The organism is Curtobacterium sp. MCBD17_013 (assembly GCF_003234565.1).
Lineage (GTDB): Bacteria > Actinomycetota > Actinomycetes > Actinomycetales > Microbacteriaceae > Curtobacterium.
Window position 1 is genome coordinate 145049 of the sequence record NZ_QKTU01000002.1, and the last position, 14482, is coordinate 159530.

Sequence of the window (14482 nt, forward strand, 5' to 3'; positions counted from 1 at the left end):
AGCGTTGCCGCCGCGACCGAGGGCTCGGACTTACTTGCCGAAGCCCTTGAAGCGCTGGTTGAACTTCTCGACGCGACCGGCCGAGTCGAGGATGCGCTGCTTGCCCGTGTAGAACGGGTGCGAGGCGCTCGAGATCTCGACGTCGATCACCGGGTAGGTGACACCGTCGAGCTCGATGGTCTTGTCGCTGGTCGCGGTGGAGCGCGTCAGGAACGTCTCACCGGAGGCCAGGTCGCGGAAGACGATGGCGTTGTACTCGGGGTGCGTGTCGGTCTTCATGGTGTTCCTCGTCGTGGATGTGGTGGTTCGGAGTGCGCGAGCGCGCGCAAAACTGTGGCGTACGCCAGCGACCGAGTTTAGCAGACCGTCAGCGCGGACGGGAGGCACCGCTCGTCTCCGGCATCGGCGGCTCGGTCGTCACCTCAGCTGGCGCGGGCGGTGTAGCGACCCGCGTCCGCCGTCACGACGAGGCCGATCCCGAACGCGTCCGAGAGCACCTCGCTCGTCACGACGTCAGCGATCGGTCCGGCGGTGTGCACGCGCCCCTCGGCGAGCACGAGCGCGTGCGTGAAGCCCTTCGGGATCTCCTCCACATGGTGGGTGACGACCACGATGGCAGGAGCCTCGGCGCTCTCGGCATACCCCCCGAGCGTCCGGACCAGACTCTCGCGTGCCCCGAGGTCGAGCGATGCCGCCGGCTCGTCGAGGAACAGGACCTCGGGATCGGTCATGACGGACCGGGCGATCTGGACGCGCTTCTGCTCGCCGTCGCTCAGTTCACCGAAGGTCCGGTCGGCGAAGCCGCCGAGGCCCCACTCGTCGAGGACCCGATGGGCACGTCGGACGTCGATGTCGTCGTACTGCTCGTTCCACCGACCGGTGACCGAGTAGGCGGCCGTGAGCACGACGTCGAGCACCTGCTCGGTGACCGGGATCCGCCGGGCGAGCGCGGTCGACGCGAACCCGATGCGCGGACGGAGTTCGAACAGGTCGGCGCCACCGACCTCCGTGCCGAGGACCTCGACCGTGCCCGAGGTCGGGAACGACTGCGCCCCGGCGACCTGCAGCAGGGTCGTCTTCCCCGCGCCGTTCGCGCCGAGGACGACCCAACGGTCCGCCTCGTCGACCTGCCACGACACCTGGTCGAGGATGCTGACCCCGTTCCGGACGACGGACACGTCTTGCAAGCGCACAACCGAGGGCATGCCCTCAGCCTACGCGGTCGGCCGTCGGCGAGGAGGCGCGGCACACGTCCTGTGGACGGCCGCCGCCGGCGTCCTCAGCGACCGGCGAGGACGGCGTCGTAGACCCGACGGGTCTGGGTCGCGATGGCGGACCAGGTGAACTCGCCCTCGACACGCAGACGCCCGGCCCGACCCATGAGGGCGGCGAGCCCGGGGTCGGCGAGCACCTCGCGCAAGGTCGCGCCGAGGTCCGCCACGAAGCGGTCCGGGTCGACCGGCGTCCCGGACCCGTCCTGCACCTGCTCGATCGGCACGATGCGCCCGGTCAGTCCGTCGGCGACGACCTCGGGGATGCCGCCCGTGGCCGTGCCGACGACCGGCAGCCCGCACGCCATGGCCTCGAGGTTGACGATCCCGAGCGGCTCGTACACCGACGGACACACGAACACGCTCGCCGCCGACAGCACCCGGACGATCTCGTCGTGGGAGAGCATCCGGTCGACCCACACCACGCCCGAGCGGCGGGTCCGGAGGTCCTCGACCAGGCCCGTCACCTCGGCGAGGATCTCCGGGGTGTCCGGCGCTCCGGCGCAGAGGACCACCTGGACGTCCGCCGGCAGCCCGTCGAGCGCACGGAGGAGGTACGGCAGACCCTTCTGGCGGGTGATGCGACCCACGAAGACGACGGTGGGCCGATCGGGGTCGATCCCGAGCGCGCGGACCGCTTCCGGGTCGACCACGCGCTGCCAGGCGTCGATGTCGATGCCGTTGTACACGACGTGCAACCGGTCCTCGGGGATCGACGGGTAGGAGCGGGCGATGTCGGCGCGCATGCCCTTCGACACCGCGATGACCGCGTCGGCGTTCGTGTACGCCTCGCGCTCGATCCAGCTCGACAGCCGGTACCCGCCGCCCAGCTGCTCGGCCTTCCAGGGGCGGAGCGGCTCGAGGCTGTGTGCCGTCACGACGTGCGGCAGGCCGTAGGTGAGCTGCGCGACACGTCCTGCGGCGTTCGCGTACCAGGTGTGGGAGTGCACGAGGTCCGAGCCCTCGATGTCGGGGACCATCTGCAGGTCGGTGGCGAGCGTGGTCACGGCGCCGTTCGCGTGCTCGAACCCCGCGGGGGCGCGGTAGGAGGTCACGCCGTCGGCGTCCCGATCGGCTCCGAACGCGCGGACGCGCACGTCGGTGTCCGTCCCGGATCGGAGCGCCGCCGTCAGTTCCGCGACGTGGACGCCCGCACCTCCGTAGATCTCCGGGGGGAATTCCTTCGTCAGCAGATCGACTCGCACGTCCCCCAACGTAACGAATGGCCCGGTCGCACGCCTACTCTTGGGGCATGCCATCGAAGAAGATCTTCGGCATCGTCCTCGCAGGGGGCGAAGGGAAGCGGCTCATGCCGTTGACCGCCGACCGAGCCAAGCCCGCCGTCCCGTTCGGCGGCAACTTCCGTCTGATCGACTTCGCGTTGAGCAACCTGGTGAACTCCGGACTGCAGCGCATCGTGGTCCTGACCCAGTACAAGTCCCACAGCCTCGACCGCCACGTGTCCCAGACGTGGCGCATGGAGGGGCTGCTGGGCTCGTACGTGGCGTCGGTCCCGGCGCAGCAGCGACTCGGCAAACGGTGGTTCGCCGGGTCCGCCGACGCGATCCTCCAGAGCCTCAACCTCCTCCGGGACGAACGGCCCGACATCGTCGTCGTGGTCGGTGCGGACCACGTGTACCGGATGGACTTCTCCCAGATGGTCGAGGCGCACATCGCGTCGGGCCGCAGCGCGACCGTCGCCGCGATCCGACAGCCCATCGCGCTCGCCGACCAGTTCGGCGTCATCCAGGTCGACGACGAGGACCCGACGAGGATCGGCGCGTTCCTGGAGAAGCCGAAGGACGCGGTGGGACTCCCCGACTCCCCCGGTGAGGTCCTCGCGTCGATGGGCAACTACGTCTTCGACGCGGACGCGCTCATCGACGCGGTCCTGCGCGACGGTCAGATCGAGTCCTCGAACCACGACATGGGCGGTGACATCGTGCCGGACTTCGTGACCCGGGGCGACGCCGGCGTCTACGACCTCAACCGCAACGACGTCCCGGGTGCCACCGAGCGCGACAAGTACTACTGGCGCGACGTGGGGACGATCGACTCGTTCTTCGAGGCGCACCAGGACCTCATCGCAGCGCTGCCGGTCTTCAACCTCTACAACGTCGACTGGCCAATCTTCAACCAGCAGATCAACTCGCCGCCCGCCAAGTTCGTCCGTGACGCCAAGGGCGTCAGCGGTACCGCGGTCGACTCGATCGTCTCGCTCGGGTGTCTGCTGTCCGGGGCACAGGTGGAGCGCAGCGTGATCGGGCCGTGGTGCACCATCGAGTCGGGCGCCCAGGTCGTCGACTCCGTGGTGTTCGACCGGGCGATGGTCGGCCCGGACGCGGTCGTGCGCCGCGCGATCCTCGACAAGGACGTCGTGATCGAGGCCGGCGCTCAGGTCGGGGTGGATCGCGGCGCGGATCTCGCCCGCGGGTTCACGGTCACGGACTCCGGCATCACCGTGGTCGGCAAGGGGGTGCGGGTCGAGGCCTGAGGCCGCGAGGCCCGGTCCGCGTCATCCGCCGTCTCGCGCCCGCGACCGCCACTAGCCTTGGCGCGTGCCGCGTTTCCTCGTCGTCCTCGATGCCGATTCCACACTGCTCGAGGACGAGGTGATCGAGCTGCTCGCCGACGCCGCAGGAGCGCGTGATCGCGTCGCCGCCGTCACCGAGCGGGCGATGCGCGGTGAGACCGACTTCGCCGACAGCCTCCGCGACCGCGTCGCGACACTCGCGGGGTTGCCCGTGAGCGTTCTGGAGGACGTGCGTCGCGCCGTCCGGGTCACGACCGGCGCCGTCGAACTGGTCGAGGGCGTCCACGCCGCCGGCGGCAGCGTCGGCGTCGTGTCCGGCGGCTTCCACGAGGTGCTGGGCCCGATCGCGGCGGCACTCGGGCTCGACCACTGTCGCGCCAACCGACTCGAGGCGTCCGGCGGCGTGCTCACCGGCCGGGTGCTCGGGGACGTGGTCGACGCGGCCGCGAAGGCCGATGCGCTCCGGGCCTGGGCGGCCGCGGACGGCGTGGACGCGCGGCGGCACACCGTGGCGGTGGGCGACGGCGCCAACGACCTGTCCATGATGCGCGAGGCCGCGCTCGCCGTCGCCTTCGTCGCGCGGCCGGGCGTCCGCGACGCCGCGGACGTCGTCGTCGACCGGCGGGACCTCACACCCGTCCTGGCGTGCCTCGGGGTGCCCGTCCGGGCCTCCTGACCGACCGGTACCGGCAGGAGCCGCGTCCGGGATGGGCTCAGTCGCCCATCCCGACGCCGCCGTCCACCGGGATGACCGCCCCGGAGATGTACCCCGCGTCGTCGCCGGCGAGGAACAGGGTGGTCGCGGCGACGTCGTGCACGCTCCCGTACCGACCGGCGGGGATCTGCTTCTTGTACTGCGCCTGGACGTCCTCGGGCAGCGCCGCGGTCATCTCGGTCTCGATGAACCCGGGCGCGATGACGTTCGCCGTGAGGCCGCGGCCCCCGAGCTCACGCGTGAGCGACCGCGCGAACCCGATGAGCCCGGACTTCGACGACGCGTAGTTGACCTGTCCGGCGGAACCGAGCGTCCCGACGACGCTGGAGATCAGGATCACCCGGCCGAACCGGGCACGCAGCATGTTCTTGGAGGCGCGCTTCACGACGCGGAACGCTCCGGTCAGGTTCGTGTCCACGACCGAGGTGAAGTCCTCTTCGCTCATCCGGAGCAGCAGGGTGTCGTGCGTGATGCCGGCGTTCGACACGAGCACCTCGACCGGTCCGAGCGCTGCCTCGACGGCGGTGAACGCGGCGTCGACGCTCGCGGCGTCCGTGACGTCCGCGGCGACGGTGAGTGCGCCTTCGGGGCCGCCGTCGCCGCTGCGCGACGTCACCGCGACCCGGTGCCCGGCGGCGACGAACTCCTGGGCGATGGCGTGGCCGATCCCGCGGTTCCCTCCGGTGACGAGGACGGTACGGGGCGTGGTCATGAGTGCTCCTGGTGCTGAACGGGGGCGGTACGGGGCGCCCGTCGGATCACCGCGGTGCGCCGAACGGACCATGCGAGCCTACCGTCGGTGGTGAGGCTTAGGCTTGAGCCGGGGAAGCGGAGAGACCATCGCATGAAGACGAACAGCATCACCTCGCTGCCGGCATCGCCCGCCGATGACCGGCGCGGCCGCCTCAGGCGGTACGTGTTCACGATGTCCGTGCGCGTGGTGTGCTTCGTCGTGGCGGTCTGCCTCCACGACGTCTGGAGCATCCTCCCGCTCGTGCTCGCCGGCGTCATCCCGTGGGTGGCCGTGGTCGTCGCCAACGCGGGGAACCGCACCGCCGACGACCTCGTCCGACCGGGCGGCGAACTCGTCCGCGTGCTGCCAGACGACGACCGCGAACGCATCGAGCAGGAGCGCGAGGAACGCTACCGCGAAGACCAGCGCGCCCGAGCCGCGTGGGCACACGCCGAGCAGGAGCGTGCGGAGCGCGAACGCGCCGCGGCGAGCGGCGGACGGAGTCGGCGCTGATGGCGACCTTCGACCTCCGCACCGATCCAGGAGCGCCGGTGTGCTCGCGGGCCGGATGCTCGAACAGGGCGTCCTGGCGGGTCAACTGGCGCAACCCGAGGATCCATGCGGTCGACCGCGTCAAGATCTGGGCGGCGTGTGATGACCACTGTGCCTTCCTCGCGGACTACCTGCGGTCCCGGGCCTTCCCGGTGACCGTGACCGGCATCGACGAGGACGTCGAGCGGCTCGAGGACGTCGCGGACTCCCTGACCTCCGGAGGCGCCGAGGGCGGCTCCCTCGGATGACGCTGCACGACCCCCGGACGGACCACGACCGCACCGACGACGAGCCGACGGCCGGCATCCGGGACTTCGACCCGACGGCCCGCTACGGGCGCCGGGGCGCGGAGCGCCTCCGCCGGGCCGAACGCGAGGCCCGCGCGGCCCGGCTCGGCTCCGCCGACGAGCACGAGACCGACCGGGACCCGGACGAACCCTTCGTCGGTTGGGGCTTCGTGATCGGCCGCCGTTGGGTCGGGTACTTCGCGATCGCGGTCGGCTTCGCGATCCTCTGCGCGTTCTTCGGCATGTGGCAGTGGGACCGCCGCAACGAGGCGGTCCGCGAGAACGACCAGATCGCCGAGAACTACGACCACACCCCCGTGCCCGTCGACCGCGCACTCCCGACACGGTCCGCGTTCGACGACGACCAGACGTGGCTCCAGGTCCGCGTGACCGGGCACTACGACTTGGCGGAGCAGCTCCTCGTGCGCAACCGCGTCCACAACGGTCAGCCCGGGTTCGAGGTCCTGACGCCGCTGGTGACGTCGTCGGGGCGCGCGTTCATCGTCGACCGCGGATGGGTCCCGACGGGCAACGACCACGACTACCCCGACTCCGTGCCCGCACCACCGAGGGGCACCGTCGACGTCGTGGTGCGCCTCCAGCAGACCGAGCCGCACATCCCCGGTCGGACCGACCCGGCCCACACCGACGAGATCCAGTCGGTCACCCTGTCGGACGTCGCGGGCCGCGTCGCCCAGCCGATCTGGACCGGTGCGTACGGTCAGCTCAAGAGCGAGGACCCGGCGCCCGCACAGGCCCGGCCCCTTGGTTGGGATCGCCCGTCGGCCGACACCGGCCTCCACCTGTCGTACTTCATCCAGTGGTTCATGTTCGCCGCCGGCGGCTTCGGCTTCCTCGCCTACCTGATGGTCCAGGAGTACCGGAACCTCAACCAGGACGACCCGGAGGAACGCGAGCGCGCGCTCGAACGCAAGCGGCGGCGTGAAGCCCGTCCGAAGACCGACGCGGAGATCGAGGACGGCCTCCTCGACGACGTCCGGGTCGGCTGAGCCGGACAGCGGCCGGACGACGAGCGTCGGCGGCCCCCCGGTCAGGCGAGTTCGATGAGCTCCGCGTAGTCCTTGTTCCAGTGGTCCTCGACGCCGTCGGGCAGCAACAGCACCCGCTCCGGACTGAGGGCCTCGACCGCACCCGCGTCGTGGCTCACGAGCACGACGGCGCCCTCGTACCCCGCCAGTGCGCCGAGGATCTCCTCGCGCGATGCCGGGTCCAGGTTGTTCGTCGGCTCGTCGAGCAGGAGCACGTTCGCCCCGGACACGACGATCATCGCCAGCGACAGACGGGTCTTCTCGCCGCCCGAGAGCACGCCCGCCGGCTTGTAGCCGTCGTCCCCGGTGAACAGGAACGAACCGAGCACGCGTCGGGCCTCGGTCTCGGTGAGCGCCGGTGACGCCGAGACCATGTTCTCGATCACGGTCCGGTTGACGTCGATGTTCTCGTGCTCCTGCGCGTAGTAGCCGATGCGGAGGCCGTGGCCTGGCTGGACCTCGCCCGTGTCCGGGCGGTCGGCGCCCGCGAGGATGCGGAGCAGGGTGGTCTTGCCGGCACCGTTGAGGCCGAGGATGACGACCCGCGATCCCCGGTCGATCGCGAGGTCGACCCCGGCGAAGATCTCGAGCGACCCGTACGACTTCGAGAGCCCTTCGGCCATCAGCGGCGTGCGCCCGCAGGCGACCGGCGTCGGGAACCGCAGCTTCGCCACGCGGTCCTGCTCGCGGACGTCCTCGAGCCCGGCCAGGAGCTTCTCGGCGCGGGCCACCATCTGATGGGCGGCCGCCGCCTTCGTCGCCTTGGCGCCGAACCGGGCGGCCTGCTTCTGCAGCTCCCCCGCTTTCTTCTCGGCGTTGGCGCGTTCCTTGCGGCGCCGTTCCTCGTCCGCGACGCGCTGGCGCTGGTAGTGCTTCCAGCCCATGTTGTAGATGTCGATGACCTGGCGGTTGGCGTCGAGGTAGAAAACGCGGTTCACGACCTCGTCCACCAGTTCGACGTCGTGCGAGATGACGATCACACCGCCCGCGTACGTCTTGAGGTACTCCCGCAGCCAGACGACCGAGTCCGCGTCGAGGTGGTTCGTCGGCTCGTCGAGGATCATCGTGTCGGCCTCGGAGAACAGGATCCGCGCCAGTTCGATGCGCCGCCGCTGCCCGCCGGACAGCGTCTTCAGCTGCTGGTCGAGGATCCGGTCCGGCAGCGCCAGGTTCGACGCGATCGACGCCGCCTCCGCTTCGGCCGCGTACCCACCGAGCGCGGTGAAGCGGTCGTCGAGTCGCGCGTACTTGGCCATCGCCTTCTCGGCGACGGCCGGGTCGCTGCTCCCCATGTCGAGTGAGGCGGCGCGCAGTCCCTCGACGATCTCGCCGAGTCCACGGGCGTCGAGGACCCGCTTGCGCGCCGTGTCCTCGGGGTTGCCGGACCGCGGGTCCTGCGGCAGGTACCCGATCTCGCCCGAGCGGGTGATCTCGCCGCCGGTCGGCATGGTCTCGCCCGCCAGCGCCTTCGTCATCGTGGTCTTGCCGGCACCGTTCCGCCCGACCAACCCGATCTTGTCGCCCTTGTCGACGCGGAAGGTCACGCCCTCCATCAGGAGGCGCGCTCCGACGCGGATCTCGAGATCGTGCACGGCAAGCACAGCGGACGTCCAATCGGTTGGTGGGGTGGTCACAACGGTGTGCAGGCGGGGGTGGCCCGTAGGATCGAGGGGAACCCGGCTCCGGCGCCGCGCTCCCGACACAGGAGCGGACCAAGGACGAGAACGCCCGGAGGCCATGGCGGATTCCGAGCGGCGCCCGCGACCACCGACCCATTCTAGGAGACTCAGCGCTCCTTCCTGACGTGGCAGCCGACACCGGGCCTGCCAGGACTTTCCGTCCCAGAGCCGCGGCGTGTCTCATCAGCTCGGCTTTCGCCGCGTCCTCCGTACAACGTGAGGACGAAGCACTGGCATCGGGGAAGTTCCAGGTGATCCACCTTGTGGACAACAAGCAGGTCAGCGCGGGGGACGTTCCCGACCGAGAAGGGCGCGTGGGCAGCGCTGGCACGTGTTCAGGTGGACATGGAGCAGGGACAGTGGGTTTTGATCCCGCGCTGGGCAAGGTGACGTTCCGGGAGCCCGCTGAGGCTGTCCTGGAGCCCGGTGCCGGTGACCTCTGGGCCAGCACCCTGGTCTCGTACCGGCAGGGATTGAAGTCGCTGGTGTGCCAGACGTTCGCGAACGAGCGCTTGTCGGCCATCACGGTGGAGGACGTGGACCGCTGGTGGAGCAAGCACCAGGACGCCGCTCCGGCCACGAAGAACACGTACATGACGCGTCTGCTGCTGGGAAACGTGACAGTTGTGGTCACGCCGCGAGGGCGACGGTGGTCTTCATGATGGTTTCGAACTCGAGGGCCGTCAATCGGCCGAGGCGGGCCTGTCGTCGTCGGTGGTGGTAGGTCCGCTCGATCCAGGTGATGATCGCGATTCGCAGTTCTTCACGCGTGGCCCACGTGCGTCGGTTCAGGACGTTCTTCTGCAGGCGCGCGAAGAAGCGTTCGGTTCGTTTTGCGCGTCAGGGATTAGTCGCTGGCGCTTTGGGTGTTCCTCCCGGGGTCTGCTGCACGGATGCTGCGGGACTCGGTTGAATACCCACCGAGGCTTGCTCAAGCGTTTCAAGTGCCCAGCGGACGAGCCGCCGCAGCTTCATGGGAGTTGCCATCGAATCTGGTATTGCGCATCCTGATGACTGCGACTCGCGGAACATGATCACAGCGCTGTTCTCGGAAGCTTGTCTGCCTCGCTCAGGAAGCGCAGGAGTTCGGCTCCTCGAGTTCCCGAGAAGGAGATCGTCCACGTCCACCTCCATGTCGACTGCGACACCGACCAACCGAGCCGCTTCCGCCAGAACTGCCCCTCCGGCCACCGCCTGGGGTAGTCGCAGCGTCACCTCCTCGATCCCGTCCTGCGTGGCCGCGATGACCACCGTGGGGATGCCATTTCGTTCAGGGTGACACGGGGCCGTCACCGAGGGTGAGGCCTGGAGGAGGATGCCCTCGACGATGCCGTCACCGCCGGCGGGGAGGACCGCCTTTTCGTCCTCCCGACCATGCGCGGTTTCCTCGATGACCACCCGTGTTCCTCGTTCTTGCGCTACTTCCAACACGGCGTGTGCCAATGCGGACGAGAACGGGACCCGGATGTCGGGGAGGACGAGGGCAATGATTCTCGTTCGTCCCGTCTTGAGACCGCGTGCGAGTGCGTTCGGGTGGTAGCCCAACTCATCGATCGCCCGCTGCACACGTTTTCTGGTCTGCGGACTGACCCCCACCGAACCAGTGACCACGTTGGACACCGTCTTCGCGGAGACTCCAGCCCGGTCGGCGACGTCCCGCAGACGCGGCTGGCCCACGGCCACGTCCCCGCCTCGCTGACCGTCACCGTCCAGTCACGGCCGCCCGGATCCGCTCGATGGCGACTTTCGGGCTTCGGTCGGCGTCGCAGAGTCCGTTGGTCTCCTGCATCGTGTCGGTGAGCTGGGTGTAGCAGGATCCGGCGAGGAACTGGCTCGCGCGGATCGCGTCGTAGAGCGCTGTGATTCGGGTGATCCAGTCGTCGCCGTCCGCTGCGGAGGTGTACCCCCAGGCGTCATCGCGGGGCGCACCGGGTTGGTAGTTGACGCCACCGAACTCGGTGAGCATGACTGGTTGGTCGGCCTCGATCGCACCGCCGACCAGGAGGCGACGTCCTGCGGGTCCCATTCCCCGGAGGAGGCGCGCCCGCGCCGTTTCGTCCGCGTACGTCGCCGCCAACACGCTGCCATCCCCTTCGTAGTCGTGCACCGAGAGGATGTCGGAGTTCTGGTGTTCCCAGCCGTCGTTCGAGACGACGGGGCGTGTGGGGTCGAGAGCGCGTGTGAGGTCGGTGAGCGCCCGCGAATACGCCTGCTGGGCGGTGTCCTCGGCGACGTGTTGGATGCCCCAGGACTCGTTGAACGGCACCCAGGTGACGATGGAGGGGTGCGATGCGTCACGCTCGACGGCGTCGACCCACTCCCGCGTCAGTCGGCCAACTGCCCGTGGAGAGAATTCGTAGGCGCCGGGGGTTTCCGCCCAGACGAGGAGTCCGAGCCGGTCCGCCCAGTACAGGAACCGGGGGTCCTCGATCTTCTGGTGGATGCGGCAGGCCGTGAAGCCGAGGGCCTTGATCAGTTCCACCTCGTCGCGGTGAGCGAGAGGAGTCGGAGCGGCCAGATGGGAGTCTGGCCAGTAGGCCTGGTTCAACACGCTTCGCACGTTGTATGGGTGACCGTTCAGCAAGAACACTCCCCGGTCCACTCCGAGACTGCGAAGACCGAGGTACGAGCTGACAGCGTCGATGATCGTGCCATCCGCGGTGCAGAGGGTGACCTGCGCGTCGATGAGGCGCGGATGCTCAGGCGACCACAGCAGTTCCTGCTCTGCCTGACCGTTTCGCTGACGCGCTACCGGGACCGGCACGACTATCTCCTTGGCTCCCCTCGCAACAGCGGCGCCGCTCCAGCCCAATCCCTCGTCGTACTCATCCGACCGCAACCTGATCTGCACCTGCGTTCCCTCTGGAATTGAACCTCGGAACCTGATGGTCACATCGGTCTGTGCGATGCCGTTGGGAGTCCAGCGTAGGTAGTCGATGGAGGCGCTGGGAACCGCTTCCAACCAGACCGTTTGCCAGATGCCGGTCGTACGGCGATACCAGATGGCATGAGGGTCTTCGTGCCAATCCTGCTTCCCCCGTGGCTGCGTGACATCAACGGGATCGTCCTCGGCGCGGACCACCAATCGGTGCTCGTGCCCGGTGATCAGGTGCGTGATGTCGAAGGAGAAGGGCGTGTGTCCGCCCTCGTGCTCGCCCACGAAGGCGCCGTCAATCCACACCTTTGCTCGGTAGTCCACTGCGCCGAAGTGGAGCAGCAGGCGTGTGCTGCTCGGTGTCCGGCCTGCTGCGTCGAGGTCAGAAGCGCTGATCTTCCGCTCGTACCAGATGACCGGATGGAAGCCGGGTTCGTCGATTCCAGAGGCGACTGATTCTGGTGGGAACGGTACGACGATCGTTCGGTGGGAGTTGATTCCGGACGCCCATCCGCTGCCAAGTCCCTCGTCTTCGTCGTCCGATCTGAAGGACCAGACGCCGGTGAGGTCTGCCCACGCGGCGCGCATGAGCTGAGGGCGTGGGTACCGGCCGTCTTGGCGGGATGCCGTGGGGAGGACGCTCTGGTTCGTCGTGCTCATCAGGCAGGTTCCTGTTCTGTGGGAGAGGTGACCGGTGCATCTGGCTCGACGGCTGTCCGCGCGCCGGTCTCGTGAGATTCGATTGCCCGTTGGGCGATGAGGAGCGCTCGGCGTCCTGCCGATGCGGGGACGGGTGGCGGGGACCCAGCACGGAAGGCGGCGAGCATGTCGTCGACGTAACGGTCGAACGTCGCGTGGAAGCTGCGCGCTTCATCGTCGAAGTAGCCGGGCTGCCAGACGGACGCGGTTTCGTCGCCCACACGAGCGAGTTCAAGTGATCGGACTGTGTCGTGGATCACCGCCCGTCCGGTCGTGCCGTTCACCTCGAGCAAATGGGTGTCTCGGTAGGCGTACGAACTGTCGTACGTGCCCAGCACCGTTCCGACCGCACCGTTGTCGAACTCGAGTGCCAACGCAACCGTGCTCCACGCGCTGTACGTCTTGTTCGTCATCTGCGCGGCGACGGAGGTGATCGGTCCGAGGAGGTGTTCGAGCATGTCGAAGGCGTGGCACTGCGTCTCGATGATGTTCTTGTGCGGCGAATCGCCAGGGTTTGCCTCGCCCCCGAAGCGCCAGGTGGCGAAAACAGGGTCACCGATGCTGCCATTCTCGATCGCTCGTCGGGTGCGGCGGACGGGCTCCGCGTAGCGGTGGTTGAAGTCGATCGCGAAGAACGTGTCCTGCTCCGCCGCGGCAGCCAGCAACGTATCCGCCTGGTGGAGGTCGAACACGAGGGGCTTCTCAACCAGCAACGGGATGCCGTGCTCCAGTAGCCGCATCGTCGGTTCGAAGTGCTCCTCGTTGGGCAACGACACGCTGACCAAGTCGGGTCGTTCCGCTTCGATCATCCGGTCGATGTCCGTGTAGGCCCTCGCACCGAGGGTTGCAGCGGCCTTCGCCGTGCGGTCGGGGTGCCGTCCGACCACGGCGACGAGGTCCGTGTCCGCCCGTGCGGCGAACACGCGAGTGTGCTGGCGCCCCCAGCCCCCCGGTCCCACCACCGCAACTCGGAGCGTGCTGGCGGAGCCGCTGCCACCGCGATCCCGACCCCGATGCGTGGTCTGCGTGTTCACGCCTCCTCCTGTTCGATGACGACCTTGCCGGTCTCGCCGGCCAGGAACAGCTCGAACGCCCTGTCGAGCTCCGTGACCGGCAGCCGGTGGGTGATCACTCGTGCGATGAAGTCCTGGTGTTCGCGGAGGAGTTCCAGGTTGCGCGGCAGGTCATCGAAGCGGAAGTACTCGCTACCGAGCACCGCGTGTTCGGGTGCGAGGAGGTCTCGTGACACGTCGAGCGTGACCGTTTCACCGTGACCGACGCATACGAGCACCCCACGCTTGGCGAGGACGTCGAGCGCAGCGCGGCGAGCGACCTGCTTCCCGGAGGAGTCGAACGCGACGTCCGGCTCACCGACCGTACGCATCGCAGCCGGGTCGGAGGCGTCGACGGGGATGCCGCCGAACGTCGCCGCGAAGTCGCGACGCCACGGGGACACATCGCTGATGTGCACCGGTAAGTCCGGACCGAGCAAAAGCTGTGACATCACCAGCAGGCCGAGTCCGATGGGTCCGGCGCCGGAGATGTAGACGGATTCGATGTCAGGCCGCAGCAGCTGCGCCCGTCCGATCGCGTGTCCGCTGGTGCCCATCACGTCGAGCAACATCGTCGCGGTGGTGAAGTCGATGTCGTCGGTGATGGGGAAGAAGTTGGTTTCGTGGACGATCTCGTACGGGCCGAAGCCCCCGTCGTCTGCAATACCCATGTCCGCCCGTTTGTTCAGACACTGGTTCGTCGCACCGAGGAGGCAGCTTCGGCAGCGGCCGCAGTAGTCCATGAGGAACACGACGCCGCGCGTGCCCAGGGGAACCGTGGTGCCTTCGCCGGTCCCGATGACGACGCCGGCCGTCTCGTGGCCGGGCACATTGTCCGCGCCGCCGTACCAGAAGTTGCGGTCGGTGCCACAGATCGCGTTCGCGCGAGGGGCGATCAGGAGCTCGCCCGCGCGCGGCTCCCGGTACCGATGGTCCACGAACTCGATCCGACCGTCGCCGCGGAAGAGGGGGGCCGGAGCGATGATCTCGCTGGTCATGGAACGTCCTTTCGAGGATGGTGAGGGGTCGCGGAATCA

15 protein-coding genes and 1 pseudogene are annotated in these 14482 nt (G+C 68.7%); 6 read left to right on the plus strand and 10 right to left on the minus strand.

Annotated features, from left to right (window positions below):
• Positions 1–30 precede the first annotated feature (30 nt).
• From DEI81_RS03285 to glgA, 3 genes are all read right to left on the minus strand, one after another.
• Complete coding sequence (locus tag DEI81_RS03285) at positions 31–279, minus strand: type B 50S ribosomal protein L31 (protein ID WP_111009085.1); 249 nt, start codon at positions 277–279, stop codon at positions 31–33.
• A 143-nt stretch (positions 280–422) separates the two neighbouring features.
• The gene (locus DEI81_RS03290; RefSeq protein ID WP_111009086.1) at positions 423–1205 is read right to left on the minus strand and encodes an ABC transporter ATP-binding protein; all 783 of its coding nucleotides are present in this window, start codon (positions 1203–1205) and stop codon (positions 423–425) included.
• 74 nt (positions 1206–1279) lie between these two features.
• Positions 1280–2476: a glycogen synthase gene (glgA, locus tag DEI81_RS03295; RefSeq protein WP_111009087.1), complete on the minus strand. Its 1197-nt coding sequence runs from the start codon at positions 2474–2476 to the stop codon at positions 1280–1282.
• 47 nt (positions 2477–2523) lie between these two features.
• Between glgA and DEI81_RS03300 the strand changes: the two genes are divergently transcribed.
• Positions 2524–3765, plus strand: coding sequence for a glucose-1-phosphate adenylyltransferase (locus tag DEI81_RS03300; protein ID WP_111009088.1), 1242 nt, complete (start codon positions 2524–2526; stop codon positions 3763–3765).
• Positions 3766–3829: 64 nt separating this feature from the next.
• Positions 3830–4480, plus strand: coding sequence for a phosphoserine phosphatase SerB (gene serB, locus DEI81_RS03305; RefSeq protein WP_111009089.1), 651 nt, complete (start codon positions 3830–3832; stop codon positions 4478–4480).
• 37 nt (positions 4481–4517) lie between these two features.
• Here the strand turns inward: serB and fabG are convergent, their stop codons facing one another.
• The gene (gene fabG, locus DEI81_RS03310; RefSeq protein ID WP_111009090.1) at positions 4518–5231 is read right to left on the minus strand and encodes a 3-oxoacyl-ACP reductase FabG; all 714 of its coding nucleotides are present in this window, start codon (positions 5229–5231) and stop codon (positions 4518–4520) included.
• A gap of 132 nt (positions 5232–5363) precedes the next feature.
• Here fabG and DEI81_RS03315 point away from each other — a divergent pair, with 132 nt between their 5' ends.
• Genes DEI81_RS03315 through DEI81_RS03325 form a run of 3 tightly spaced genes read left to right on the plus strand, consistent with a single transcriptional unit; the run spans position 5364 to position 7101 of the window.
• Positions 5364–5765, plus strand: a complete 402-nt coding sequence (locus tag DEI81_RS03315) for a DUF3099 domain-containing protein (protein WP_111009091.1) — start codon at positions 5364–5366, stop codon at positions 5763–5765.
• Positions 5765–6052 (plus strand): hypothetical protein, encoded by a 288-nt coding sequence (locus DEI81_RS03320; RefSeq protein WP_111009092.1) that lies wholly within the window; start codon positions 5765–5767, stop codon positions 6050–6052. The genes DEI81_RS03315 and DEI81_RS03320 overlap by 1 nt, the downstream gene beginning before the upstream one ends.
• Complete coding sequence (locus tag DEI81_RS03325; RefSeq protein WP_111009093.1) at positions 6049–7101, plus strand: SURF1 family protein; 1053 nt, start codon at positions 6049–6051, stop codon at positions 7099–7101. Before DEI81_RS03320 ends, DEI81_RS03325 begins: the two co-directional genes overlap by 4 nt.
• A 41-nt stretch (positions 7102–7142) precedes the next feature.
• On the opposite strand, the gene DEI81_RS03330 is transcribed toward DEI81_RS03325, so the two are convergent.
• Positions 7143–8741, minus strand: a complete 1599-nt coding sequence (locus tag DEI81_RS03330; protein WP_111009094.1) for an ABC-F family ATP-binding cassette domain-containing protein — start codon at positions 8739–8741, stop codon at positions 7143–7145.
• 203 nt (positions 8742–8944) lie between these two features.
• Here DEI81_RS03330 and DEI81_RS16370 point away from each other — a divergent pair, with 203 nt between their 5' ends.
• Positions 8945–9481 (plus strand): hypothetical protein, encoded by a 537-nt coding sequence (locus DEI81_RS16370; RefSeq protein WP_220035622.1) that lies wholly within the window; start codon positions 8945–8947, stop codon positions 9479–9481.
• Here the strand turns inward: DEI81_RS16370 and DEI81_RS16480 are convergent.
• The 5 genes and pseudogenes from DEI81_RS16480 to DEI81_RS03355 form a co-directional block, all read right to left on the minus strand.
• Positions 9450–9644: pseudogene (locus tag DEI81_RS16480) on the minus strand (IS3 family transposase); the annotation flags it as partial. The gene DEI81_RS16370 and the pseudogene DEI81_RS16480 sit on opposite strands and share 32 nt — an antisense overlap.
• A gap of 15 nt (positions 9645–9659) precedes the next feature.
• Complete coding sequence (locus tag DEI81_RS03340) at positions 9660–10502, minus strand: LacI family DNA-binding transcriptional regulator (RefSeq protein WP_181435314.1); 843 nt, start codon at positions 10500–10502, stop codon at positions 9660–9662.
• A 19-nt stretch (positions 10503–10521) separates the two neighbouring features.
• Positions 10522–12354, minus strand: a complete 1833-nt coding sequence (locus tag DEI81_RS03345) for a glycoside hydrolase family 2 protein (RefSeq protein WP_111009097.1) — start codon at positions 12352–12354, stop codon at positions 10522–10524.
• A complete protein-coding gene (locus DEI81_RS03350) occupies positions 12354–13427 on the minus strand; it encodes a Gfo/Idh/MocA family protein (protein WP_111009098.1) in 1074 nt (357 codons plus the stop codon). The genes DEI81_RS03345 and DEI81_RS03350 overlap by 1 nt, the downstream gene beginning before the upstream one ends.
• Positions 13424–14443 carry an alcohol dehydrogenase catalytic domain-containing protein gene (locus DEI81_RS03355; RefSeq protein ID WP_111009099.1) on the minus strand — a complete coding sequence of 340 codons (1020 nt, stop codon included), beginning with the start codon at positions 14441–14443 and terminating at the stop codon, positions 13424–13426. Before DEI81_RS03355 ends, DEI81_RS03350 begins: the two co-directional genes overlap by 4 nt.
• Positions 14444–14482: the final 39 nt, after the last annotated feature.